The sequence below is a fragment of the Amycolatopsis sp. CB00013 genome (assembly GCF_001905755.1).
Lineage (GTDB): Bacteria > Actinomycetota > Actinomycetes > Mycobacteriales > Pseudonocardiaceae > Amycolatopsis > Amycolatopsis japonica.
Map to the genome: position 1 here is coordinate 356,884 of NZ_LIWC01000004.1, position 21,080 is coordinate 377,963.

The window sequence follows — 21,080 nt, forward strand, 5'->3', positions numbered from 1 at the left end:
TCAGACGGTCTTCATCATTCCGCCGTCGATCACCAGATCCGCACCGCTCATGTTGGCCACCTTGCCGGAGGCGAGGAACACCACGAGCGCCGCGATCTCCTCCGGGTCGGCGAACTCGCCGGTCGAGGTGCCGACGGTGGCGGGCAGCTGATCCTTGAAGGTGTCCAGCGTGGCACCGGCTCGTTTGGCGATCATTTCGCCGGGACCGCCGGGTGAAGTCCACAGATCGGTCCACACCGGGCCGGGTGAAATGGTGTTCACCCGCAGACCCTGTCCGCCGAACTCCTCGGCGAGTGCCTTGCCGAGATTCGACACCGCGGCCTTGACCGCGGATTGCGCGACCAGCCGCGGCTGGGGCAGTTTCGCGTTGACCGAACTGATGTTGATCACCGCGCCGCGGCGCTCGAGAAGGCTCGGCAGCGCGGCCCGCGTCGCACGGACATTCGACATGAACGTCACATTGAAGGTGTGCAGGAACGCCTCGTCGTCGAGCTGGAGAAATCCGCCGGGCGGCGTCGACGTGCCCGCGACATTGTTGACCAGCAGATCGATTCCGCCATGCTGGTCGAGAGCGTGCCGTACGACGCGGGCGGGCTCGTCGGGATGGCCGAGATCGGCCTCGAGCGCGTCCGCGGTCAATTCCTTCAATCCGGCGGTGACGGTGCGGCTGCCCGCGACGACGGTGTATCCGTCTTCGACCAGCGCGCGAACGATCGCGAGGCCGATCCCCCTTCCGGCTCCGGTCACTACAGCGACACGTGTTTTCTTCGTCGTCATGAGAGGTGTCCTCCACCGCTTCAGCGGCAATAGTCGTGCTGGATCGAATCCCGCATTGGCCCGAACAGGCGACCGCCCCGGAGGTTCGTCCCGCCAGCGGGACGAACCTCCGGCCGTCGATCGGGCTCTGTGAAAACCGCGTTCACGTGTAATATCCCTTTCGGTGAGCGTCTCCGCGTCGCCGACAGGCATTTACCGTCATCGCGTCGATTTCGTACTCAATATATCCTCTGCCGCCCGGTCGAGTATCAGGACCATCCAGTTCTCCAGATGATCATCCGCCTGTTGTGCGGCGGCTCGCCAGCGCTCGACGCGTTCCCTGGCAACGGCGAGCCTCGGCACCACCGAGGCCGGTTCCGCGCCGGTCTTCTTGTTCGCTTTGATCCCCCGCAGCCTGCGGCGTAGCTCGTTGCGCGACCATCTTTCTTTCTCGGCACGGTCCAGCCAATGATCCTGTTCCCTGGTGTCGAGTGCGGCGACCTCGGCGTGATGCTGGAAACTCAGCAGTTCACGGCGTCTCTCCAGTTGGAAACGGCGCGTGACCCAGGCATAGTTACGCAGGGTCTGATAGTCGAGGCCCGCGGCGTCGATCGCCCGGACATAGCGATCGGCGTAGTTCTCCTGACCGCAGACCAGCCAGTCGCCAAGGCACCAGGCCGATGAATCGAAGATCCGGGAAAGCTGCAGTCCCGCTCGTTCCCAGTCGCCATAGGTGAGGCTGGGCGGAATACGCAGGCCAAGGCGCGAGATCAGCACCTGGTCGGCGCGGACCTGCGGTTTCGGTTCTACTTGCGCCGGCTCGAGAACATCTCGGTTGGTTGGTGGCACAGTTCCCCCTGAAGGGTCGGACATTGTCGTTTGGTGTACTCGCGATGAATTCCAGACGGCGTGGATCGACGCAGCAGACAATGGGCGACCTGACGGAGCCGTCGATGAAACGATAATGGACGGCCCCCGCGCGTCTCACTCCGTGAAACCGCTCCGGGTATACCGGCTGGACGCCGTGAACTCACCGCATGGACACCCCCCATAGGCCACCTCCGATAGTAGCCCAGTCGTTACTCATGTGCGTTGCCCGTGACACCTGTTACGGGCTACTCCGAATGCGCACCCAATCGTCGCAGTGCTCTGGTAGGCTCGCGCTCACTTGGTGGCACGGGGGCCCGCCGAGGATGGGGTGTTGTTGGGGGCAAAGGCGCATATTCTCCGACGGCTCGTCTCGATGACGACGTCCGTCGTCTTTGTTCTGCCCCTGGATCTCCAGCGCGTATTCGACATGACTTCAGTGGGGAAAACAATGGAAGAAAGAATCGCCGATGCCGCGCGTGGAAAGGGCAGGCGGGCATTTCTCAGCGCGAGCGCCGGGTTGGCCGTCGGCGCCGCCGCGCTCCCGTTCCTCGGCTCCGGGACCGCGAACGCGACCGATCGTACGACCGACGCGTTCGGTCCCTTCACCGTCAAGCCGGGCGACCCTCGTTACGGGGAATTGATCACCGGCAACAATCAGCGCTGGGTGGGTTCTCCCGACTGTTTCCAGCTGGTCGGTTCGACCCAGCAGGTCGTCGACGCCGTCCAAGCGGCGGTCACGTCGGGCAGGCGGATCGCCGTGCGCAGCGGCGGCCACTGCTACGAGGACTTCGTCAGCAATCCCGACGTGCGCACGGTGATCGACATGTCCGAAATGGACTCGGTCTCCTACGACCCGAACATGAAGGCCTTCGCCGTCGAACCCGGTGCGCGGCTGCTGAATCTGTACGCCACCCTGTACAAGGGCTGGGGCGTGACCCTCCCCGGTGGACGGTGCTACTCGGTGGGCGCGGGCGGCCACATCTGCGGCGGCGGCGATGGTCCACTGTCCCGGCGCCTCGGGCTCACCGTCGATCATCTGTACGCCGTCGAGGTCGTCGTGGTCGATCAAACGGGCAAGGCGCGCAGTGTCGTGGCGACCCGCGAGCCCGCCGATCCCCACCGTGATCTGTGGTGGGCGCATACCGGTGGCGGCGGCGGGAACTTCGGCGTGATCACCCGCTATTGGCTGCGCTCGCCCGGCGTGAGCGGTGCCGATCCGGCGAACGCGCTTCCCAAGCCGCCGTCGACCGTCCTGGTCAACGGAATGTCGTTCTCCTGGGCGGAACTCACCGAGGCGAAATTCGCCAGGCTGCTGAAGAACTTCACCGGATGGCACGAGCGCAACAGCGCACCGGATTCGCCGGGTACGGCATTGTCGGCTTCGCTCGCCCTCAATCACAAGTCCAACGGCAACGTGGGCATGTTCGTCCAGGTCGACGGCGACGTTCCGAACGCGGAGCAGTTGCTGCAGGATTTCGTGACCGAGATTCGCGACGGCGTGTCGGCGACGATGCTTCCGCTGAGCGGAAACGTGGGCGAATACAGCGCGATGCCACAGCTGGTCAATGCCCAGCGGCTGCCCTGGTTCCAGTCGGTTCGGCTGCTGGCGACCAATTCGCCCATGCTGACGAATCCGACGCTACGCGCCGACCACAAGTCGGCCTACCACCGCAAGGCGTTCACCGACGCGGACGTGGCGGTCGTCTACAAGCACCTCACGAGCACCACGATCGACAACCCGAACGCGATGCTGCTGTTGCTTCCGTACGGCGGGAAGGTGAACGCCGTGGACCAGGCCGCGACCGCCGCCTCACACCGGAGTTCGGCGTTCCAGGCGCTTTGCCAGACCTTCTGGGCCGCTCCCGGCGACGACGCCAAGAACCTGGCGTGGGTCCGCAAGTTCTACGCCGAGCTCTACGGCGCCACCGGGGGCGTGCCCGTCCCCAACGACCGCACCGACGGCTGCTACGTCAACTACCCCGACACCGACCTGTCGGACCCCGCGTACAACTCTTCCAAGGTTCCCTGGCACGACCTGTACTACAAGTCCAATTACGCACGCCTGCAACAGGTCAAGGCCAAATGGGACCCGAAGGACATCTTCCGGCACAAGCAATCCGTCAAACGTCCGTCTTGATCCGTGCTTATTCGGCGCTCGCCCGGGAGGCCTCTTTGGCCGCTTTCTTGAAGGCGCGGACCTGGGCGAGCGTCTCGGGGCTGGTGACGTCGGCGATGGAACGGCGGGAGCCGCGGTCGCCGTAGGCGCCGGCGAGGGCACGCCAGCCTTTGGGCTGGACGCCCAGTTGTTTGCCGAGGAGCGCGAGGAGGATCTTGGCCTTCTGCTCGCCGTAGCCGGGGAGTGCTTTGAGGCGTTTGAGGACCTCTTCGCCGTTGGGTTTGGGGCGGCCTGCCGTCCAGATCGCGGTGGTGTCGCCGTCGTAGTGCTCGATGACGTGCCGGGCAAGGGTCTGGACGCGCCGGGCCATGGAGCCGCCGTAGCGGTGGATGGCGGGTGGGGTGACGCAGAGTTCGACGAACGTCTCGGTGTCGGCTTCGGCGATTTTGTGGATGTCGAAGCCGTCCATCCGGTCGGCGATCTTCTTCGGTCCCCGGAAGGCGTGTTCCATGGGGTACTGCTGATCAAGGAGGAGCCCGGTCACCAGGGCGAACGGATCGTCGTTGAGCAGCTTGTCGGCGTCGGCGTCGCCGGTCAGTCGGAGCTCGTTCGGCATGACATCATCTTCCCGGATCAGTGGTGGCGCGGCGGTTACCCGCGATACGCGCGTCCTGCGCCCAGGATCTCACGACCGGGCCGGAGCGCGCGTCCTCATCCGTGCGGATCCACCAACAGGTCCGCCGCCGCGGTCGTGACGGCGTCCGACACCGCCGCCAGCGCGGGGGAGTCGAGTTTCCACTGCTGCCAGAACAGCGGTACGTCGATCGGGTGATCCGGGTCGAGGCAGGCGAAGGTGCCGTCGCGCAGGCGGTCGCCGATCTGCGCGAGCGGCACCATGCCCCAGCCCATGCCGGCCGCGACGGCGTCGAAGAACCCTTCGGACGACGGGACGTAGTGCCGCAGCGAGCTCGCGATCGTGCCGCGCTCACGCGCGAAGCGGTCCTGAAGGTCGTCACGGCGGTCGAAGACGACGACGGGTGCTTCGGCGAGGTCGAGGTCCGTGCCGAGCGCCGGGCTCACGACGGCCAGGTAGCGCATGTGCCCGAGCCGGTGCACCGAACACCCCGCGACCGGATCGGGTGACGACGTCACGGCGGCCATCACCAGGCCCTCCCGCAGCAGGGTCGTGGTGTGGTCCTGGTCCTCGCGATGCAGTTCGAAGCAGATCTTCTGCTCGGGCTGCACCCGCGTGAGGGCGGGCAGGAACCAGGTCGCCAGCGAATCCGCGTTCACCGCGATCGGCAGCCGGACCGGTTCGTCGCCGGCGGTCAGGCCGAGTTCGGCCCGGGTGTCGGCCTCCAGCAGGGCCATCTGACGGCCGAACCGCACCACCGCCTGCCCGGATTCGGTCAGCCGCACCGGTTTCGTGCGGATCAGCAGGACAAGGCCGGTGCGCTGTTCGAGCGCCTTGACGCGCTGGCTGATCGCCGACGGCGTCACGTGCAGCGCCGACGCCGCCGCGTCGAACGTGCCTTCGTCGGCGACCACGAGCAGCGTGCGGACCAGGTCGAGCGGCAGATCAGTCATCACGAACGCTAATCTTACGTAAGAATCTTTAGCTGTACTGTTGACGATCGGCTTCCTAGCCTGGTCCGTATGGGAGACGTTCTGTTCAGTCTGGGCGCCGGATTCGGCGCCACCATGGCCCTCATCGTCGCGATCGGCGCCCAGAACGCGTTCGTGCTGCGCCAGGGCATCCGTCGCGAGGCGGTGCTCGTGGTGGTGCTGATCTGCATCTTCTCGGACGCCATCCTGGTCAGCCTCGGCGTCGGCGGGGTCGGCGCGCTGGTGGGGACGTCACCCGAAGCGCTGACCGTCGTCGCCCTGATCGGCGGCGCCTTCCTGCTTTGCTACGGCGCTCTCGCGGCCCGCCGCGCGTTCAAACCGGCCGCGCTGGAGACCGGCGGCCCGGAGACCGGCGGATCGCTGCGCCGCATCGTGCTGACCACGCTGGCGATCACGTGGCTGAACCCGCACGTCTACCTCGACACCCTCCTCCTGCTCGGCGCGATCGCGGCCGGGCACGGCAGCGACCGATGGGCGTTCGGCGTCGGTGCCGTGTCGGCCAGCGTGCTCTGGTTCCTCGCGCTCGGTTTCGGCGCGCGGCTGCTCAGCGGGTTCTTCCGCAAACCGTCGTCGTGGCGGGTGCTGGACGGCCTGGTCGCCGCGACGATGATCGGCCTGGGCGTGGCGCTGGTGGCCGGCGCCTGATCACGGCAGGCGGGCCAGCTCTTCGGCGGTGAGCACGAGATCGGCCGCGGCCGCCGAATCGCGGATGGTGACGGGCCTCGTCGAGCCGGGGATCGCGATCATCGACGGTGACTTCGCGAGCAGCCACGCCAGGCACACCCGCTGGGCGCTGACGCCGCGTTCCTCCGCCACGGCACGGAATTCCGCGCCGATCCCGCGGAGCGGGCCCCACGGCAGATACGCGAGCCCGAGTTCGGTGCACAGTGCCAGCTCCGGTTCGTGCACCAGCTGCGCGGGCGCGTGCTCGTTCTGCACCGAAACCAGTGTCTCGCCGAGGATCTCCCGTGCTTCGAGGATCTGCGCCCGGGACACGTTGGAGATCCCGGCGAGCCGGATCTTGCCTTCGTCGGCCAGTTCCTTGATCGCGCCGACGGACTCCGCCCACGGCACGTTCTCGTCGGGCTTGTGCAGCTGGTAGAGCCCGATCGCGTCGACGCCGAGCCGGTTCAGCGAACCCTCGCAGGCGGCCTTGAGATGCGCGGGAGTCCCGGTGACGGTCCACGAGCCGTCACCGGGGCGGCCACGGCCGCCCTTGGTCGCCACGAGCACCGCGTCCGCTCCACTGTGGACTGACAGTGCGGCGGCGATCAGCTCCTCGTTGTGGCCGATTTCGTCCGCGTGCCAGTGGTAGGAGTCGGCCGTGTCGATGAGCGTGACCCCGGCGTCGAGCGCGGCGTGGATGGTGGCGATCGCGCGGTCGCGATCCGGCCGGCCTTCGATCGACAGCGGCATCGCGCCGAGGCCGATCGCGCTCACTTCGACGTCTCCGATGCTGCGATAACGCATGCGGGTCAAGCCTTTCTGAGTTCTTCGACGGCTTCGCCGAGCCAGTCGGTGGTGGTGGAGAAGGAGAAGCCGAGGCCGGTTGAGCGCGAAGTGTCCAGGACGGCGTAGCGGTCGAAGGAGAACGGCGAGGCGTCCTGCTCGACGACCCGGAACCCCGGCTCCGCGCTGATCGCGGCGGCGAGCTCGAGCACCGACAGTTCGCCGTGCGAACCCGCGTTGACCGGACCGGTGAAGTCCGCGAGCGTGGCCCAGGTCAGGAAGTCCGCGATCTCACGCGCATGGATGAACGTCGAGGGTCGTGGATCCGCGTGGATGTCCACGGCGTCCCCGGCGTCCAGCCGTTCGACGTAATGCCGCAGCCGCCCGGTGAAGTCTTCGCCACCGAGGACGTGCGCGACGCGTACCGAGACGAACGGTGTGTCTCCCGCGGCGAAGACCGTCTCGGCCTGCCGCTTGCCATCGCCGTAGTCGTACTCGGAAAGCCGTAGATCGACGGTCGCCGGAGCGACCAGCGATTCGGTCATCGGCGTCTCGGTCCGGACCTGGTCGTAGACCTCGATCGTGGATGTCATGACGTAGCGGTCCGCGCGCAGGACACGGCGCGCGATCTCCGCCTGGACCGGCGTGTAGCAGACCTGGTCGAGCACGACGTCGAACGAACGGGAACCCAGCGCGGCCTTGAGCCCGGCTTCGTCGTCGCGGTCGGCGATCAGCTGCGCGACGCCGGACGGCGCGGGGGTGGAGCCGCGGTTCAGGACGGTGACGTCCATCCCGGCATCGCGTAGCCGCTCGACCACCCCGCGGCCGAAGTACCGGCTTCCACCGAGAACGAGCACTTTCTTCATGGGCACCAGTGTTACGGTGGCGATCCAGGTGTTTGAAGGGGAAAACATGGGCGAAACGGCTATATCGCTGAAAGAACCTCGGTCGAATCGGGGATCCGCTGAAAGCTCACTGGACGTGATCGATCGGCGACTTCTCGAACTCCTCCAGGAGGAAGGCCGCATCACCTTGAGCGAACTCGGGCGCCGTGTCTCGCTGAGCCCCGCCGCCGTCGGCGAACGCGTCAAACGCCTCGAAGCCGACGGCACGATCACCGGCTACGCGGCGCTCGTTTCGCCGTCCGGGATCGGTCTCGGGCTGCGGGCGTTCGTGCGGATGGCGCCGCACAGCGGGTTCACCGTCCGGCATCCGCGCACGCGGAAGATCATGGACCGCCCCGAAATCCTCGAACTGCACCATGTGGTCGGGGAGGACTGCTGGATCCTGAAGATCGCCGTGCGGGACACGAGCCACCTGGAAGAACTGCTGGAGGACCTGTCCGCATTGGGTGCCACGACGACGTCGATCGTCATGTCCAGCCCGATCGAGAGGCGCGTGGTACTGCCCTTGTGATCTGTCACAAGAGGCGGCGTGTAAGTCTGGTCGTTCTCCCGGTTCCGCTCGTCGATTTGTGACGCATGATGACTCGCATCACATACTGACGAGTAACCGGAGGCAGGGATGCGGGCTCGGATCCTCACCACGCTTGTCGCGGCCTTGACGTTCACGATCGCCGTCCCGGCGGTGGCGAGCGCGGCGCCGTCGAGCGGTTGGAACGACTGGTCGTGCGAGCCGAGCGCGAGCCATCCCGAGCCGGTGGTGCTGGTGCACGGCCTCGGCGGCAACGCGACGACCAACTGGTTCTACCACGCGCCGAAGCTCAAGGACGCCGGCTACTGCGTCTATTCGCTGACCTACGGCTCCACCGTCCTGGGTGGACAGTTGTTCGGCGGGCTCGCCTCGATGCGGAAGAGCGCGGCCGAACTCGGCGCGTTCGTCGACCGCGTGCGCACGAGCACCGGCGCGGACAAGGTCGACATCGTCGGGCATTCCGAGGGGACGACGATGCCCGCGTACTACCTCAAATTCGAGGGAGGCGCGGAGAAGGTGAAGCATTTCGTCGGCTTCGGCTCGAACTTCAAGGGCACGTCGCTCAACGGGTTCTCCGAGCTGGCGAAGGCCGTGCTTTCGCTGCCAGGGATCGACCTGCTCGCCGACGGCGTCTGCGGGGCGTGCCGCGAATACCTCGCGCCATCGGCGTTCCTCGACGACCTCGCCCGCGGTGGGGTGAGCGTGCCCGGGCCGACGTACACGAGCATCGTGAGCCGGCACGATCGCGTGGTCACGCCGTACACCAGCGGCGTGCTCGGCGAGCCTGGCACGACCGACATCGTGTTGCAGGACCGGTGTGGCGTGGACGTTTCCGGGCACCTCAGCCAGGCGATCGACCCGAACGTGACGGGCCTGATCCTCAAGGCGCTCGACCCGGAAGGCGCACCCGCGCCGAAATGCGTGCCGTTCTTCGCGCCGCTGTAGACCTCAGGGCCTGGTCGCGTGCACCACGAACACCGACCGGACCCGATCGTCGGACTCGACGTCGAGCCGCTTCACGGTCACCTCGGTGAAGCCGGCTTCGGAGGCCAGTTCCGCCGCGTCGTCCTCGGTTTCCGGCAGCTTCAGGTCGGTGGGGACGATCGCGGCGAACGCCTCCGACGGCCGGAACGCCGAGGCGATCGGCAGGCTGAAACCGACCCGTCCGCCCGGGCGCAGCGCACGCAGCCAGTCGCGCAGGGCGGCCGCGCCGAGGAAATGCAGCGAGGACGCGCACAGCACCGCGTCCGCGCCCTCGTCCTCCACCGGCGACGGGACCGCGGAGGCGACCTGCCAGGTGATGCGCTTGCCGGGATCGTGGGTCGCCGCCTTCGCCTCGGCCCGGGCGATCATGCCCGGCGAGATGTCGATCGCCAGCACTTCGCCCGGATCCAGGCGCAGCGCGGCGAACGCGGCCACCCCGGTCCCGGTCGCGACGTCGAGAACACGCTCGGGCGCGGTGCTGCCGAGACCGTCGACGAGCGCGTCGGCGACGAGGCCGTGGAAGGTGTCTTCGTCGTAGTGCGCGGCGATGCCGTCGAACAGCCCGGCCGCGATCTCCTCGCTCACGACCGAGACCCTATCCGGGAGACGGCGCCGCCCGGCGAAACCCAGGTCGACGCGGTGATACCAGCACAGCTCCGGGTCGCCTTCGAGCCAGCACAGCAGGACGTCGACGCCGTCGAGCTCGGCGGGGAAGTCGACCAGGAGCGGGGCGAACCCCTTCAGCTCCGCACCCGTCCGCTGGACGGTGGTCATCAGGTCGTCCAGCCGGGCCTGCGCGGCCTTCCACTCCGGCATCCCGCCGAGCGAGGTCTCCCGGCCGCCCGGGCGCAGGGAAGCGGCGAGCTCGGCCGCGTCGGCGCGGAGACGGACGAGCTCGTCGAGCACCGGGCGTAGCCGGGCGAGCTCGGCGCGGGCTTCGGGAACGGTGAACAGACCCATGCGCCGATGGTCCCAGCCCGCTCAGCGGCGCCTCCGGGCGAGTCTCGACGCGAGGCCCGCGCCGATCAGGAGGAAACCGGTCGCGAGCAGGCCGCCGATGAACAGCCAGCTCGTGACGCCGTAGGTGACATCGTTCTGCGGCAACAGCTTCACCAGCCGGAAACCCCACTCCGGGACGGCGATGGTGGCCACGCCGGGTGCGACGCCCCAGACGAGACCGCCGAGGATCGGGCCGGTCGCCGAGAGCGCGCCGAGCAGCCCGACGGCGAGCAGGAGGATCCCGCCGCCCACGAGCAGGCCGATGCTGAAGACGTCACGCTGGGTGCTGAGCGTCGCCTGGACGAGCATCTGCTGCCGCAGCCCGCCCCAGGCCAGCAGACCGAGGGCGACCGGCGTCAGGATCAGGCCGCCGGCGCCGCTGAGGACGCGTCGCACACCTCGGCCGGCGCGCGGGTCTTCGGCGCCAAGGTCGTCGTCGAACGGCTCGTACGGTTCGTACGACTCGACGTCCTCGTACGGTCTCCGGGGGTCTCGCGGGTTTTCGGGTTGCTCGTATTCGCCGTACTCCTGGTAGTCCTCGTCGTCGTACTCCGCGACGTACCGGTGCGATGACATGGGCGGGTCACCTCCCTTGCCCCGGACTACGGACGCCGGCCCCCTTCGGTTCACTTTGATCTCCGCGGAGCGCGTTTAGCCCGCTAAACGCGATTTGAACGACGCCGCGAGAGGGTGCCGACCAGACCCGCCCCGATCAACAGGAAACCGCCCGCCACCAGCGCGCCCATCACCAGCCAGGTCAGCAGGCCGGTGCCGAGTTCCCTGGCCCCGACGTCGTAGATGAGGCCCATGATGTCGTGAGGGCTCAAGAAGAACGCGAGGCCGGGCAGCACACCCCACAGCAGCCCGCCCAGCACCGGCCCGAGCCCGGACAGCGCCCCGAGGAACGCGACGCCGAGCAGAAGCAGGCTGCCGACGATCAGCAGGATCAGGCCGAGCGGGTCTTCGGCGACGCTGTAGGCACGCGAGAAGCCCTGCTGCAGCCGCGAGCCGCCGTAGATCGTGACGCTCAACGCGACCGGCGTGAGCAGGAAACCGCCGAGCCCACTGATCACCCGGGGCACCGCCCGGCTGCTTTGCCTAGGCTGGAGGTAAGGCTCCGGCGTCGCCGGCTGCCCGTGCGGTGGCACGGCGTAGGGGTCGGTGGTCATGAGGTCCGCCTTTCCGGTGGCCGACGTGCCGATTGTCGGGTTCGGTTCGATGATGACGCGGTCGCCGCCGTTCCCGTGAGGGCCGGATGGCCGTCGTACGACCGGGTGACGTCGGACACATCCGCCTCGTGGAGACTTGATACCGACCACTACTGGAACCATCCAGGACCGTTAAGCAGTACGCTTGTACCGCTACCGGAGAGACTGAAGAAGAACGCGAAGATCCGCGGAAGGAGCACCGCTGCTCATGGCCAAGATCAAGGTCCAGGGCACCGTCGTCGAGCTCGACGGTGATGAGATGACCCGCATCATTTGGCAGTTCATCAAGGACAGGCTGATCCACCCGTACCTGGACGTGAACCTGGAGTACTACGACCTGGGCATCGAGGAGCGGGACCGCACCGACGACCAGATCACCGTCGACTCCGCCAACGCGATCAAGAAGCACGGCGTCGGCGTCAAGTGCGCCACGATCACGCCGGACGAGGCGCGCGTCGAAGAGTTCGGCCTGAAGAAGATGTGGCTCTCGCCCAACGGGACGATCCGCAACATCCTCGGCGGCGTGATCTTCCGCGAGCCGATCGTCATCCAGAACATCCCGCGCCTGGTACCGGGCTGGACCAAGCCGATCATCATCGGCCGTCACGCGCACGGTGACCAGTACAAGGCGACCAACTTCAAGGTCCCCGGCCCGGGCACGCTGACCATGACCTACACCCCGGCCGACGGCTCCGAGCCGATGGAGTTCCAGGTCGCGCAGTACCCCGAGGGCGGCGGCGTCGCCATGGGGATGTTCAACTTCCGCAAGTCCATCGAGGACTTCGCGCGCGCCTCGCTGCAGTACGGCCTCGACCGCGAGTACCCGGTCTACATGTCGACCAAGAACACCATCCTGAAGGCCTACGACGGCATGTTCAAGGACGTGTTCGAGGAGATCTACCAGGCCGAGTTCAAGGCCGACTTCGACGCCAAGGGCATCTCCTACGAGCACCGCCTGATCGACGACATGGTCGCCGCGGCGATGAAGTGGGAGGGCGGCTACGTCTGGGCCTGCAAGAACTACGACGGTGACGTGCAGTCCGACACGGTCGCGCAGGGCTTCGGCTCTCTGGGCCTGATGACCTCGGTGCTGCGCACCCCGGACGGCAAGACCGTCGAGGCCGAGGCCGCGCACGGCACGGTGACCCGGCACTACCGCCAGCACCAGCAGGGCAAGCCGACCTCGACGAACCCAATCGCGTCCATCTTCGCGTGGACCCGCGGCCTCGAGCACCGCGGCAAGCTGGACTCGAACCCGGAGCTGATCGGCTTCGCGAACAAGCTGGAGCAGGTCGTCATCGAGACCGTCGAGAGCGGCAAGATGACCAAGGACCTCGCGCTGCTGATCAGCAAGGACCAGCCGTTCCAGACCACCGAGGAGTTCCTCGCGACGCTGGACGCCAACCTGGCCAAGAAGATCGCCCAGGGCTGAGTCTCGTAAGCGCTCGAAGGCCCCCTTCCCTCGCGGAAGGGGGCCTTTTCGCGTTGTGACGGTGGGTAGCCCGTGACCGGCCGGGTTGGCGCCTCCGGGTGGTAGGCGATCCGGGATCTGGGCGGCCGCCCCGGCTTCTGCCACTCTGGACCGGACAGAAAACGATTCCCTTGTTCGAGGAGTGACCATCATGGCCATCTCGAAACCGGTCTTGTTCATCGGCGGTGGACTGGCGCTGATCGTCGTCGTCGCCATCTCGGGACAGGACAGGGAGTCGAGCGCGTCGAGCCCGACCGGTTGCCAGGTCGTGGTGACGGCGGACGTGCTCAACGCGCGCGACGCCCCCGGTGGGCAGAAGATCGTCGGCAAGTACGTCAAGGACGCGAAGATCGACGCGCAGCCGGTGGTCGAGAACGGCTTCCGCAAGATCGCCGAGGGCAAATGGGTTTCGGCCGAGTTCGCGCCCCCGGTCGAAGGGTCGAAATGTGGCCCGTGACCTGCGGCTTCGCGTTTAGCCCGCGAAAGGCGACGTGGGCGTTGACCTGCGGGATCGCGTTTAGCCCGCGAAACGCAGGTGGGCGCCTTCCGCGGCCGCCAGGACCTCCCCGCTGAACTCCTGCCGCGCTTCGGCCACCGAGATCTCGCGGTCGGAGCCGGGCCAGAAGTGGGTGAGCAGCAACCGCCGGGCACCTCCGCGCTCGGCCCAGTACCCGGCCTCGCCCGCCGTCGACACCAGGCGTGGCGTCTCGTCGGGGGAGGGCCCCTGGAGCGTGGCGTCGGCGATGAGCAGGTCGGCGTCGCGCGCCAGCTCCGCGAGGATCGGGCTCGGCCCGCTGTCGCCGGTGTAGGCGACAGTGAGTCCGGGCGCGGTCAGCCGCACCCCGTAGTTCGGCACGTGGTGCGGCAGCAGGAACGTCGTCATCCGGAACGGCCCGACCTCGCGCGGCGGGCCGAGTTCGCGCACGTCGAAGATCGTCGTCGGATGCGGGCGCGGCTCCATCGCTTCGAGCCGTCGCACCGTGCCGGGCGTGCAGTGCAGCGGGAGCCGCGGCTCGTCCGGCAGCCCGTAGGCGCGGGCCCGGCCGAGCGCGCTCACGTCGGCGCAGTGATCGGGATGCTCGTGCGTCACCACCACCGCGTCGACCCGGCCTTCCGGGCAGTACTCGAACAGCCGTGACGCGGCGCCGTAGCCGAGGTCGAGCACCACCTTGAAACCCTCGTGGACCAGGAGGAAGCCGGCGCAGGCCCGGCCGGGTTCGGGCCAGGCGCCGCAGCTGCCCAGCACGGTCAGCTCGCTCATGGGCGCAGTCTCCCAGTGCCGATTCTGTCGGACCCCCCGGGTAGCGTGCGAAGGGTGCTGACCGTCTCCACTGTGAATGTCAACGGCCTCCGTGCCGCCGCGAAAAAGGGCTTCGTCGAGTGGCTGGGCTCGACGAAGGCGGACGTCGTCGCCTGCCAGGAGGTCCGGGCCGAGCTCAAGGAGCTCCCGGCCGGTGCCGCCGCGCCCGAAGGCTGGCACGTGGTGCACGCGCCGTCGGTGCAAAAGGGGCGCAACGGCGTCATGCTCTTCAGCCGGGCGGAACCGGAAGAGGTTCGCATCGGTTTCGGCGAGCCCGAATTCGAGGACAGCGGCCGCTACGCCGAGATCCACCTGCCGAACGTCGTCGTCGCGAGCCTGTACCTGCCCAGCGGCGACGTCGGGACACCGCGCCAGGACGAGAAGGAGCGCTTCATGGCGGCGTTCCTGCCGTATCTCGTCGACCTGCGCGCCAAGGCCGAGGCCGGTGGCCGCGAGGTCGTCGTCGTGGGCGACTGGAACATCGCGTACGACAAGATCGACCTGAAGAACTGGCGCGGGAACCAGAAGAGTTCGGGCTTCCTGCCGGAGGAGCGGGAATGGCTCGGCCGCGTGTTCAGCGAGGCAGGCTACGTCGACGTGCAGCGCAAGCTCGATCCGGAAGGTCCCGGCCCGTACACGTGGTGGTCGTACCGCGGGAAGGCGTTCGACAACGACACGGGCTGGCGCATCGACTGCCAGATCGCCACCCCCGGCCTGGCCGAGCGGTGCACCTCCGTCGTGGTCGAGCGCGCCGAGGCCTACGACCAGCGCTGGTCCGACCACGCGCCGGTGACGGCGACCTACTCCGGATAGCCTGCGCGCAGGAGATCCGGGGGTTGCGATGGAGACGAACGAAGCCAGGCGTGTCGAGGCGACCAACGCCGAGCGCTACGCGATGTCCGGCCAGTACGGGTGGGAGTTCAGCCCGGACGCGCCGAACCTGCTGGAGCGCTGGACGGTCCTGCCGTTCAACCAGCGCGGCGACAAGCGGATGGCCTTCGGCGCGCTGAGCGGCGCGTACAACGGGCTTCGCTTCAGCGTCTTCGACTATCACCGCCGCCCGACGGTCACGAGCGTGCACACGCGGTGGACCAACAAGAAGGTCAACGAGCTCGACACGATCTCGATCGACACGGTCTGGGTCGTCACCCTGCCCGCGCCGATGCCGAACTTCCAGATCGTGTCGAGTATCGAGTCCGCCTGGGACGTCGATCAGTACCCGGAGCCCGCCACCGCGGACCGGAAGTTCAACCGCTGGTACAAGCTGATCGACACCGACCCGAACGTCGCGGTCGGCGTGCTCACGCCGCAGGTCGCCGCCACGATGCGGTCGTCGAAACTGCACACCTGGTCGCTGGTGGGCGCGGAACTGGTCTACGTCGAGAATCCGACCTTCGGCCGGACCAAACCGGACGACGTGCTCTCCACGCTCGGGAGGCTCGCGCAACTGGTGTCGCTGCTGCCGTTCCACCTCGGCGGCGGTGGGCAGCCCGCCGCGCCGCCTCCGCCGCAGCCTTACCATCCGCAACAGCCGTACCCGCCGCAGAACCCCGGGTATCCGCCGCAGTACCCGCCCCCGCCGCAATACGGTCAGCCGCCGTATCCGCCGCAATATCCGGGACACCCGCCGCAGCACTATCCGCCACAGCAGTACCCACCGCAGTATCCGCCGCCGGGATACCCGCCGCGCGGTTACTGACGGGACTTCGCGCTCTCCGTCCACACTGGACTTTCGACGAAGTGGTTGTCGAACTTTTCCTGGCTGTCCAAGAGATCCTGGACGGTCGCCTCGCCGTGCCCGACCTTCTCCAGTAGCCGGAAGTAGTCGAACCGTTCCACGCCGGGGATGAACACGATCAGGACGTCCGCCGCCGAGTCCACGGCCGCCCGGAACGCGTGTGTGGTCAGCGGCGGCACGACGAGCATGTCGCCTTCGGAAACGGTCACGATCTCTTCTCCCACAAGGACTTCCAGCTTTCCGCCGAGCATGAAGAACATCTCGGACGAGCCGGTGTGGTAGTGCGGCGCCGCGCCGTTGGCGCCCACGCCCAGCCGGGTTCTCGCGCTGCTCATGACTCCGCCTGTGGTCGAGACGTCGGCGAGCAGCGTGACGAGGGTGGGGGCCGCGCCGACGGTCTCGGCTTCGGCGGCGCGGACGAGGACAGGTTCGCGGGCTTCGATGCGCTGTGTCATGGACACGATAGTTCCACCGCTGATAGTTCGCTGTCAAACTATCTCCCGTCGAATAGACTGCGCTCGTGAGTGATCAACGAAGCGCGGACGCGATCGACGCCGTCGTCGATGCCTGGCACCGCGAGCGACCGGAACTGGACTTGACCGCGATCGGGGTCGCCGGCCGCCTCGGCCGCGTCACGATGCTGACCACGCCGATGGTCGAGGCCGTCTTCGCGAAACACGGCTTGAAGCAGGGGGAGTTCGACGTGCTCGCGGCGCTCAGGCGCTCCGGGAAGCCGTACACGCTGATCCCGTCCGAGCTGTCCGCGACCCTGATGATGTCCAGGGCCGGGATGACCAGCCGGATCGACAGGCTCGAGTCGGCGGGGCTGGTCGAGCGGGCGCTCGATCCCGAAGACCGGCGCAGCTTCCGGGTCACGCTGACCGAGCGCGGCTTCGAGGTCGTCGACGCCGCGATGACCGAGCACACGGCGAACGTCGCGAAGCTGCTTTTGCCGCTGGGTGAGGATCTCGGCGTCCTCGACGCTTCGCTGCGTCGGCTGCTGGCGTCCCTCGACGAAAACTGAAGGGGCCCTTCGCCGCGTGGCATGCGGCGAAGGGCCCCTTCAGCTCCCTGGGCGGATCAGCAGTACAGGTTGCCTCCGGGGTCGACGCCGAGGATGCCCGTGAACTGCTGGTACTTGCTCACGCGGCTCTGCACCTGGGCGGGGTTGCCGCCGTTGCACTCGATGCTCCCGTTGATGCTGCGGATCGTCTCGCCGAAGCCGCGGCTGTTGACCATCGCGTTGTGCGGGGTCATCGTGCCGGGACCGTTCTGGGTCATCCAGTACCAGATGCCGGTCTTCCAGGCGACCGCCGCGTCGTTCTGCACCAGCCACGGGTTGGTCAGCAGCGGCAGGCCCAGCGCGTCGCCGGCGGCCTTGTAGTTGAAGTTCCAGCTGAGCTGGATCGGGCCGCGGCCGTAGTACGCGGCGTTGCCGGCGGGGCAGCCGTAAGACTGGCTCGTGTCGCAGTAGTGCGGGTAGTTCGCCTCGTTCTGCTCGACGATGTGGACCAGGCCGCCGGTCTCGTGGCTGACGTTCGCCAGGAAGGCTGCCGCTTCCTGCTTCTTCACGGTGTCGCTGCCCGTGCCCGCGAAGGCCGGGTATGCGCTGAGGGCGGTGACCAGGCCGTTGTAGGTGTAGAAGGGGTTCCGGCTCGGGAACATCTGGTTGAACTGCGCCTCGCTGACCACGAAGCCGGACGGGTTCGGCGGGTTGGTCGTCCCGCCGCCACAGGCGCCTTGATCGGCCCAGACCTGCGCCGTACCTGGGGTTTCGTTCTGCGTCCACCACTTCGCGGACCAGTTGTGCCCGTTGTGGGAGGCGGTGTTGCCGCCCCAGTAGACCGAGCTCGCGTTCCACGGCGCCACGCAGTCCGCGGCGGAGGCGGACTGGGTCGGGACGACGACGGCGACCGTGGTGGCGGCGAAGGTGGCGGCGACCGCCGCGAGAATACGTCGAAGAGACATCGGTGGCTCCTTCGTACGAGGGGACCATGCAGGGAGATATTGGTCTATACCTTTTAAGGGGTATGGCCAACAGGTATAGACCATTGCGCACAAGAAACCAACCGGGGAAAGTCGGATCGTGCCTGTTCGGCCGCGTGCGACAACCGAATGGCCTAACCGCTGTCCGGTTTTGTCAGAAACCGATTCCCCGTATGACAACTCTGAGGCGAGGGGTGCTCGAAACATCCCCCCTGTGAGGGGCTAGTCTCGGGCCCCGAGTTGATCAGAACCCACAGGTCTTGACACGCTCGGTAGTTTTTTGACCAGCAACCTGGAAATGCTCACTCGTTCGGGTTAGCGTTCCGGTTCGGCAATGTCACGTCACGGGAGGCACTCCGGTGCGGAACCCAGTTCATCTCCTGATGCGATCGTCCGTGCCCGCGGCCCGGGCCGCGGCGGTCATCGCGATCCCGGTCGCGTTGCTCGTCGCGGGCGCCGTTCCGGCGTCGGCCGCGGAGTCGGCGTCACGTTCGGAGATGGCGTTCGGCCTGCTGGGCCCGGTCGGCCTGATCGCCGTCGCGCTCGGCATCGTCGGCATGGCCTTCGGTGTGTTCCGTCAGCGCCGGAAGGCCCGCGCGACCGCCGTCGCCCCCGCTCCCGTCGCCCCGCCGCAGCCCGCCGCCCCGCATGTGGCCGCGATGGCCGAGGCCGTGCTCGCGGACGACGCCCTCACTCGCCAGCAGCGCCCCTGACCTGCTTTTCCCCGCTTCGGATCGCGTTTAGCCCGCGAAACGCAGGTCGGTGCCCTGGGCCCGGCGGATCGCGTTTAGCCCGCGAAACGCAGGTCGGCGGATTTCTTGGGTAGGTACACCTAGTCCCGCCCGGATTGTTTCGCCGCCCGCTGATCGCCACGCTCGGGTCCATGACGGTGACGCGGCGTCGCAGCCGGCCCGGTGACCCCTTCCCCCGCGCCCTGGACCGGGCGATCACGGAAAGCGGCCTCGGGCTCGACCGGATCCGGCACCGGCTCGCCCAGCAGGGAGTCCGGATCAGTGTCGCGACCTTGAGCTACTGGCGGACAGGAAGAAGCCGCCCCGAGCGGTGCGACTCCCTGAAGGCGGTCGCGCTGCTGGAGCGGCTCTTCGAACTACCGCACGGTTCCTTGCTGAACCGGCTGGGCCCGCGTCGCCCCCGGGGGCGGTGGGGCGACGCGGGGACCGGGTCAGACGCCGGAGTTGGTGCGGATCCAGCTGCGGAAGTAGGGGACGTCCACGTAGATCGACGGCCCGGTCGCGCAGGTGCTGCTGTTGTTCCCGGCGCGGCTGGTGGCGCCGACCAGCTGCCAGACACCGCTGACCTGCTTCACCTGCGGGCCGCCCGAGTCGCCGTAGCAGGCGCCCGAGTTGCCGTTGGGGTTGTTGGTGCAGATCTCGCTGGCGCCGTTGATGCCGCTGCACCGGGTGTCGGCGACGATCGAGGTGTTCAGCTCCTGGAGGTTGATCGGGGCGCCACAACCACCGCGGACGGGGCAGGTCTGGCCCCAGCCGATGATCCGCGTCGCGGTGCCAACGGCCCCGGACGAAGCGGCGATCGTGACCGGCGCCTGCGACACCGCCGTCGAGAGACGCAGCAGCGCCAGGTCGGCGCTCGGGTGGGCGATGCGCTGGGCGACGCGGGCGACGGAACCGCCGCTGGTGCGGTTCGTGGTGCCGACCCGCACCTGGTACGGCGTGCCACAGTGCGCCGCGGTGACCACCCAGGTCGAGCTGATCAGTGAGCCACCACACTGGTGGCTGCCGGAGCTCGACTGCTGGGACACCATGAACGAGTAGACCTGGGTCGCGTTGCCGCCGCCGACGATGTTCGGCTGGACGCCTCCGGTGGGCTCGGCCGCCGCCGCGACGCCGGAAAGCGAGAAGACGGCCGCAGCCGCCATGGCCAAGCCCATCAGCAGGGATCGTGCCTTCATCTGGGTTCTCCTTCGGTGTGGCCGGAAGATCCGGTGCCATGAACGCTAGGAATCGGACACCGCGCCCAGAACCGTCGGAAGTATGTGGCGTTTAACCGTTTAGCCCGTTCGGCCGGGCCGAGGCCGGATGACCCGCCGCGGCGTGGCCTGACAGAATCCGGGCGTGTCCGACGAACAGAAGCGCCCGCGCGTGCTCTCCGGGATCCAGCCGACCGCCGACTCGTTCCACCTGGGCAACTACCTGGGTGCGCTGCGGCAGTGGGTGCGGCTGCAGGACACCCACGACACCTTCTACATGGTCGTCGACCTGCACGCGATCACCGTCGAGCAGGACCCGAAGGTGCTGCGCGAGCGCACGCGCCGCTCGGCCGCGCAGTTGCTGGCCCTCGGGGTCGACCCCGCCCGCAGCGCGCTGTTCGTCCAGAGCCAGGTGCCCGAGCACGCCCAGCTGAGCTGGGTGCTGGAGTGCCAGACCGGGTTCGGCGAGGCGAGCCGGATGACGCAGTTCAAGGACAAGGCCGCGAAGCAGGGCACGGATCGCGCCAGCGTCGGCCTGTTCACGTACCCGGTCCTGCAGGCCGCGGACATCCTGCTGTACCAGGCGAACGAGGTCCCCGTCGGCGAGGACCAGCGGCAGCACCTGGAGCTGACGCGCAACCTCGCGCAGCGGTTCAACAACCGCTACGGCAAGACGTTCACCGTGCCGGAGCCGCATATCGTCAAGGACACTGCGAAGATCTACGACCTGCAGGACCCGACCGCGAAGATGAGCAAGTCCTCGTCGACCGGCAACGGCCTCATCGAGCTGCTCGAAGACCCGAAGAAGTCGGCGAAGAAGGTGCGTTCGGCGGTCACCGACACCGGCCGCGAGATCGTCTTCGACGCCGAGAACAAGCCGGGCGTCTCGAACCTGCTGACGATCCTGTCCGCCCTGACCGACCAGCCGGTCGCCGAACTCCAGAACGCCTACGAGGGCAAGGGCTACGGCGACCTGAAGAAGGGCGTCGGCGAGGCGTTCGTCGAGTGGGTCACGCCGGTGCAGGAGCGCGTCCGGTCCTACCTGGACGACGTCGCCGAACTCGACAAGGCCTTGGCGCTCGGTGCGGAACGGGCCAGGGAGGTCGCTTCGGTGACCTTGCGGAACGTCTACGAGAACATCGGGTTCCTTCCCCCGGCAGGCTGATTCGCGCTGCGCGGCCGCGGCCATGTGGTT

24 protein-coding genes are annotated in these 21,080 nt (G+C 67.8%); 11 read left to right on the forward strand and 13 right to left on the reverse strand.

Going from position 1 to position 21,080, the window contains the following annotated elements:
- On the reverse strand, positions 1-777 hold the full coding sequence (locus AMK34_RS28355; RefSeq protein WP_073847397.1) for an SDR family NAD(P)-dependent oxidoreductase: 777 nt from the start codon (positions 775-777) through the stop codon (positions 1-3).
- 198 nt (positions 778-975) lie between these two features.
- A complete protein-coding gene (locus AMK34_RS28360) occupies positions 976-1,605 on the reverse strand; it encodes an LmbU family transcriptional regulator (RefSeq protein WP_241832884.1) in 630 nt (209 codons plus the stop codon).
- Positions 1,606-2,074: 469 nt separating this feature from the next.
- Here AMK34_RS28360 and AMK34_RS28365 point away from each other — a divergent pair, with 469 nt between their 5' ends.
- Positions 2,075-3,763 (forward strand): FAD-binding oxidoreductase, encoded by a 1,689-nt coding sequence (locus AMK34_RS28365; RefSeq protein WP_073847399.1) that lies wholly within the window; start codon positions 2,075-2,077, stop codon positions 3,761-3,763.
- 7 nt (positions 3,764-3,770) lie between these two features.
- Here the strand turns inward: AMK34_RS28365 and AMK34_RS28370 are convergent, their stop codons facing one another.
- Together AMK34_RS28370 and AMK34_RS28375 are read right to left on the reverse strand one after the other, a co-directional pair.
- A complete protein-coding gene (locus AMK34_RS28370) occupies positions 3,771-4,358 on the reverse strand; it encodes an HhH-GPD-type base excision DNA repair protein (protein ID WP_038519499.1) in 588 nt (195 codons plus the stop codon).
- Between the two features lie 95 nt (positions 4,359-4,453).
- On the reverse strand, positions 4,454-5,332 hold the full coding sequence (locus AMK34_RS28375) for a LysR family transcriptional regulator ArgP (protein WP_073847400.1): 879 nt from the start codon (positions 5,330-5,332) through the stop codon (positions 4,454-4,456).
- A gap of 66 nt (positions 5,333-5,398) precedes the next feature.
- On the opposite strand from AMK34_RS28375, the gene AMK34_RS28380 reads away from it, so the two are divergent.
- Complete coding sequence (locus AMK34_RS28380; protein WP_037332475.1) at positions 5,399-6,013, forward strand: LysE/ArgO family amino acid transporter; 615 nt, start codon at positions 5,399-5,401, stop codon at positions 6,011-6,013.
- Here AMK34_RS28380 and AMK34_RS28385 read toward each other — a convergent pair whose 3' ends face one another.
- A complete protein-coding gene (locus AMK34_RS28385; protein WP_073847401.1) occupies positions 6,014-6,838 on the reverse strand; it encodes an aldo/keto reductase in 825 nt (274 codons plus the stop codon).
- A gap of 5 nt (positions 6,839-6,843) precedes the next feature.
- Positions 6,844-7,683, reverse strand: coding sequence for an NAD-dependent epimerase/dehydratase family protein (locus AMK34_RS28390; RefSeq protein ID WP_073847402.1), 840 nt, complete (start codon positions 7,681-7,683; stop codon positions 6,844-6,846).
- Between the two features lie 115 nt (positions 7,684-7,798).
- Here AMK34_RS28390 and AMK34_RS28395 point away from each other — a divergent pair, with 115 nt between their 5' ends.
- Complete coding sequence (locus tag AMK34_RS28395; protein WP_198941760.1) at positions 7,799-8,233, forward strand: Lrp/AsnC family transcriptional regulator; 435 nt, start codon at positions 7,799-7,801, stop codon at positions 8,231-8,233.
- 108 nt (positions 8,234-8,341) lie between these two features.
- The gene (locus AMK34_RS28400) at positions 8,342-9,196 is read left to right on the forward strand and encodes an esterase/lipase family protein (protein ID WP_073847404.1); all 855 of its coding nucleotides are present in this window, start codon (positions 8,342-8,344) and stop codon (positions 9,194-9,196) included.
- Positions 9,197-9,199: 3 nt separating this feature from the next.
- On the opposite strand, the gene AMK34_RS28405 is transcribed toward AMK34_RS28400, so the two are convergent.
- From AMK34_RS28405 to AMK34_RS28415, 3 genes are all read right to left on the reverse strand, one after another.
- Complete coding sequence (locus tag AMK34_RS28405) at positions 9,200-10,195, reverse strand: DUF2203 family protein (protein ID WP_073847405.1); 996 nt, start codon at positions 10,193-10,195, stop codon at positions 9,200-9,202.
- Positions 10,196-10,216: 21 nt separating this feature from the next.
- Complete coding sequence (locus AMK34_RS28410) at positions 10,217-10,810, reverse strand: hypothetical protein (protein WP_073847406.1); 594 nt, start codon at positions 10,808-10,810, stop codon at positions 10,217-10,219.
- An 83-nt stretch (positions 10,811-10,893) separates the two neighbouring features.
- A complete protein-coding gene (locus AMK34_RS28415) occupies positions 10,894-11,403 on the reverse strand; it encodes a hypothetical protein (protein ID WP_228694722.1) in 510 nt (169 codons plus the stop codon).
- Positions 11,404-11,650: 247 nt separating this feature from the next.
- Here AMK34_RS28415 and AMK34_RS28420 point away from each other — a divergent pair, with 247 nt between their 5' ends.
- Together AMK34_RS28420 and AMK34_RS28425 are read left to right on the forward strand one after the other, a co-directional pair.
- Positions 11,651-12,874, forward strand: coding sequence for an NADP-dependent isocitrate dehydrogenase (locus AMK34_RS28420; protein WP_038519480.1), 1,224 nt, complete (start codon positions 11,651-11,653; stop codon positions 12,872-12,874).
- Positions 12,875-13,064: 190 nt separating this feature from the next.
- Positions 13,065-13,370 carry a hypothetical protein gene (locus AMK34_RS28425; RefSeq protein WP_083650038.1) on the forward strand — a complete coding sequence of 102 codons (306 nt, stop codon included), beginning with the start codon at positions 13,065-13,067 and terminating at the stop codon, positions 13,368-13,370.
- Positions 13,371-13,430: 60 nt separating this feature from the next.
- Here AMK34_RS28425 and AMK34_RS28430 read toward each other — a convergent pair whose 3' ends face one another.
- Positions 13,431-14,174 carry an MBL fold metallo-hydrolase gene (locus AMK34_RS28430; RefSeq protein WP_073847407.1) on the reverse strand — a complete coding sequence of 248 codons (744 nt, stop codon included), beginning with the start codon at positions 14,172-14,174 and terminating at the stop codon, positions 13,431-13,433.
- Between the two features lie 45 nt (positions 14,175-14,219).
- Between AMK34_RS28430 and AMK34_RS28435 the strand changes: the two genes are divergently transcribed.
- On the forward strand, positions 14,220-15,026 hold the full coding sequence (locus AMK34_RS28435; RefSeq protein ID WP_143202621.1) for an exodeoxyribonuclease III: 807 nt from the start codon (positions 14,220-14,222) through the stop codon (positions 15,024-15,026).
- Between the two features lie 28 nt (positions 15,027-15,054).
- Positions 15,055-15,912: a hypothetical protein gene (locus tag AMK34_RS43050; protein ID WP_073847409.1), complete on the forward strand. Its 858-nt coding sequence runs from the start codon at positions 15,055-15,057 to the stop codon at positions 15,910-15,912.
- On the opposite strand, the gene AMK34_RS28445 is transcribed toward AMK34_RS43050, so the two are convergent.
- Complete coding sequence (locus tag AMK34_RS28445; protein WP_073847410.1) at positions 15,906-16,406, reverse strand: cupin domain-containing protein; 501 nt, start codon at positions 16,404-16,406, stop codon at positions 15,906-15,908. The two genes, AMK34_RS43050 and AMK34_RS28445, sit on opposite strands and share 7 nt — an antisense overlap.
- Positions 16,407-16,471: 65 nt before the next feature.
- Here AMK34_RS28445 and AMK34_RS28450 point away from each other — a divergent pair, with 65 nt between their 5' ends.
- Complete coding sequence (locus tag AMK34_RS28450) at positions 16,472-16,975, forward strand: MarR family winged helix-turn-helix transcriptional regulator (protein ID WP_073847411.1); 504 nt, start codon at positions 16,472-16,474, stop codon at positions 16,973-16,975.
- A gap of 56 nt (positions 16,976-17,031) precedes the next feature.
- Here the strand turns inward: AMK34_RS28450 and AMK34_RS28455 are convergent, their stop codons facing one another.
- A complete protein-coding gene (locus AMK34_RS28455) occupies positions 17,032-17,919 on the reverse strand; it encodes a glycoside hydrolase family 19 protein (protein WP_073847412.1) in 888 nt (295 codons plus the stop codon).
- A gap of 401 nt (positions 17,920-18,320) precedes the next feature.
- Between AMK34_RS28455 and AMK34_RS28460 the strand changes: the two genes are divergently transcribed.
- Positions 18,321-18,650, forward strand: coding sequence for a hypothetical protein (locus tag AMK34_RS28460; RefSeq protein ID WP_073847413.1), 330 nt, complete (start codon positions 18,321-18,323; stop codon positions 18,648-18,650).
- 470 nt (positions 18,651-19,120) lie between these two features.
- On the opposite strand, the gene AMK34_RS28465 is transcribed toward AMK34_RS28460, so the two are convergent.
- Complete coding sequence (locus tag AMK34_RS28465) at positions 19,121-19,867, reverse strand: S1 family peptidase (protein WP_073847414.1); 747 nt, start codon at positions 19,865-19,867, stop codon at positions 19,121-19,123.
- A gap of 163 nt (positions 19,868-20,030) precedes the next feature.
- Between AMK34_RS28465 and trpS the strand changes: the two genes are divergently transcribed.
- Positions 20,031-21,050 carry a tryptophan--tRNA ligase gene (gene trpS, locus AMK34_RS28470; protein ID WP_038519455.1) on the forward strand — a complete coding sequence of 340 codons (1,020 nt, stop codon included), beginning with the start codon at positions 20,031-20,033 and terminating at the stop codon, positions 21,048-21,050.
- The last annotated feature ends 30 nt before the right edge of the window (positions 21,051-21,080 follow it).